The organism is Hydrogenophaga sp., assembly GCF_051007235.1.
Lineage (GTDB): Bacteria > Pseudomonadota > Gammaproteobacteria > Burkholderiales > Burkholderiaceae_C > Hydrogenophaga.
Window position 1 is genome coordinate 1 of sequence record NZ_JBPCSJ010000003.1, and the last position, 2,921, is coordinate 2,921.

General features: G+C 69.5%; 3 protein-coding genes and 1 pseudogene. 2 read left to right on the plus strand and 2 right to left on the minus strand.

The window, feature by feature from the left end:
• Nucleotides 1–714: pseudogene (locus ACR2JA_RS00075) on the minus strand (AmpG family muropeptide MFS transporter); the annotation flags it as partial.
• 71 nt (nucleotides 715–785) lie between these two features.
• Between ACR2JA_RS00075 and ACR2JA_RS00080 the strand changes: the two are divergent.
• Nucleotides 786–1,658 (plus strand): M48 family metallopeptidase, encoded by an 873-nt coding sequence (locus tag ACR2JA_RS00080; RefSeq protein WP_434007102.1) that lies wholly within the window; start codon nucleotides 786–788, stop codon nucleotides 1,656–1,658.
• A 24-nt stretch (nucleotides 1,659–1,682) separates the two neighbouring features.
• Here ACR2JA_RS00080 and ACR2JA_RS00085 read toward each other — a convergent pair whose 3' ends face one another.
• Nucleotides 1,683–2,321, minus strand: coding sequence for an MBL fold metallo-hydrolase (locus ACR2JA_RS00085; RefSeq protein WP_434007103.1), 639 nt, complete (start codon nucleotides 2,319–2,321; stop codon nucleotides 1,683–1,685).
• 243 nt (nucleotides 2,322–2,564) lie between these two features.
• Between ACR2JA_RS00085 and ACR2JA_RS00090 the strand changes: the two genes are divergently transcribed.
• Nucleotides 2,565–2,921: hypothetical protein (locus ACR2JA_RS00090; RefSeq protein WP_434007104.1), on the plus strand; the 357-nt coding region annotated here is incomplete at its 3' end.

The following is a 2,921-nucleotide window of genomic DNA, read 5'->3' on the forward strand; positions in this document are numbered from 1 at the left end:
CGTGACCACGCCCACCAGCATGCTGGCGGCCATGACGAAGTAGGCGGTGGTCCAGGCGGCGTTCTGGTAGTTCGCGCCCGGGGCGGGTTTGACCGCATCCACCGCCGCCGCCACCGCAGGAACCGCGGGCGCCACCTCGGCCCGCGCCGCCAGCCACAGCACGCCGGCCCCGGCCCAGATCATGGCCAGGCGGTAGCCGGTCTGGTAGGTCGCGGCCAGCGCGCCCTGGTGGGCGGCGTCGGCCGATTCGATGCGGTAGGCATCCAGCGCGATGTCCTGCGTGGCCGACGCGAACGCCACCCCCAGCGCGCACCAGACCACCAGGTCCAGCTGGCTGCGCGGGTCGGCCAGCGCCATGCCGGCCAGCGCCACCATGATCAGGCCCTGCGACACCAGCAGCCAGCTGCGCCGGCGGCCCAGCCAGCGCGTGAGCAACGGGATGGGCAGCCGGTCCACCAGCGGCGACCAGACCCACTTGAAACCGTATGCAAGACCGACCCAGCTCAGGTAACCGATGGTGGTGCGGTCCAGCCCGGCCTCGCGCAGGCGAAAGCTCAAGGTGCCCAGCACCAGCAGCAGCGGCAAGCCGGCCGAAAAGCCCAGCGCGAACATGCGCAGGCTGGCCGGCTGCAGGTAGGCGCGCCAGGTGTCGGCCCAACTGGGGCGGGCGGGCGTGCCGGGTTCGGACGCGGGTGTGACGGAAGGCTCGGTCATGGGGCGGGAGCGGGCGGCGACAAAACCGCGCGGTGGTCAGAAACAGAGGGCTTGTCTATTATTGGCCCACCATGTGCTTCCTCTGCGACCTCAAATCCCCCACCCCCGTCGCGGCCCCGCAGCGGCCCGAACACGTCTGGTCCGCCCGCCGCGCCTTCCTGCTGGCCGGCAGCGCCGCGGCCGTCGGCGCCAGTGCCGACGCCCTGGCCCAGGTGGACGTGGGCAAATCCTCATCGGTGCGCAAGCTGGTGCCCGCCGCCGAACTGGAAGGCGCGGCCAACCAGCAGTACGGCCAGATGATGGAAGAGGCGCGCCAGAAAAAGGCACTGGTGCCCGATAGCGACCCGCAGGTGCAGCGCCTGCGCCGGATGGCCAACCGCCTGATCCCGCACACCGCGCCGTGGAACGACCGCGCCAGAGGCTGGCAGTGGGAAGTCAACCTGATCGCCAGCGACGAGGTCAACGCCTTCTGCATGCCCGGCGGCAAGATCGCCTTCTACACCGGCATCCTCGACAAGCTCAAGCTCGACGACGACGAGGCCGCGATGATCATGGGCCACGAAATGGCCCATGCCCTGCGCGAGCACGCTCGCGAACGCCTGGCCAAGACCCAGGCCACCGGGCTGGGGCTGTCGGTGCTGTCCAGCCTGCTCGGCCTGGGCCAGCTGGGCGATGCGGCCGCCAGTCTGGGCACGCAGCTGCTGACGCTGCGGTTCAGCCGCGAAGACGAAACCGAGGCAGACCTGGTGGGCCTGGAACTGGCCGCCCGCTCGGCCTACAAGCCCCAGGCCAGCGTGAGCCTGTGGCAGAAGATGACGGCCCAGAACGGCAAGGGTGGCCCGTCCTTCCTGTCCACCCACCCCAGCGGCCCCAACCGCATCAAGGAACTGCAGGCCAACGTGCCCAAGGTGCAGGGGCTGTACGAGGCGGCGCGCAAGGGGTGACGGCCCGCGTCGGGGCAGCCGCGCTCAGCTGCCCTTCACGTACGGGTTGAACCGCCGTTCTTCCCCGAACGTGCTTTCCGGCCCGTGGCCGGGGATGAACACCGTGTCGTCGCCCATGGGCCAGAGGCGTTCGCGGATGCTGTTGATGAGCTGGGCGTGGTTGCCCTGCGGAAAGTCGGTGCGGCCGATGCTGCCGGCGAAAAGCACGTCGCCCACGAAGGCGCGCTGGGCTTCGGGCGAGTGAAACACCACGTGGCCCGGCGTGTGGCCCGGGCAGTGGCGCACGGCCAGCGTGCAATGGCCGATCTGCACCGTGTCGCCATCGGCCAGCCAGCGCGTGGGCGTGAAGTGGCCGGCCGGCGGGAAGCCGAACATCTGGCTCTGCTGGGGCAGGCCGTCGATCCAGAACTGGTCGCCCGGGTGCGGGCCGATGATGGGCAGGTCCAGCTTGGCGGCCAGCGCCGCCGTGCCGCCAGCGTGGTCGATGTGGGCGTGGGTCAGCCAGATGGCCTTGAGCGTGAGGCCCAGCGCCAGCGCCGCGGCCTCGATGCGGTCGAGGTCGCCGCCCGGATCGATCACGGCGGCGTCGTGGGTCTCATCGCACCAGACGATCGAGCAGTTCTGGGCAAAGGCGGTGACGGGAATGGTCTGGTAGTGCAGCATGGGCCGTATTGTCGGCGGCTCCGCGCCGGTAAACCTCTGAAAAGCCGGGAGGCTGGCGCTTTGGGTCGCACCGGGGAAAACGCCGGAACGGCATACCGCGACAGCGATCTGCGGCGGCCAACCGATACGGAAGTATCAGTCTGAGGCACTTCAAGCCTCAAGTCCTCGCGGGGGTGGTCGACAAGCTTAGGACCACCTCCAGGCACCCGATCGGTGCCACCCACCGCCTCTCAGGGTTGCCACATGCTCAAGAATCTCAGTCTGAAAACCCAGCTCGGGGTCGGCTTCGCCACCGTGGTGGTGCTGTTCCTCACCACGATGCTGCTGGTCGCCCAGCTGGTCGCCCGTCTCGAACACGGGGTGCGCGCATTCAGTGTGACCGAGCTGCCGCTGGTGCTGGCGGTGGAGCGCATGAACCTGTCGCGCTCGGAGGTGCAGCAGTTCCTGACCGACGTCTCGGCCACCCACGACCCGGCCGCCTACGCCGAAGCCGAACAGGCCCTGAAAAGCTACCAAACGGCCAGCCGGGAGGTGCGCACCATCCTGACCGGCGCCGGCGACCAGAAAAGCCTCGCGGCCCTGGACACGATGGACCAGGCT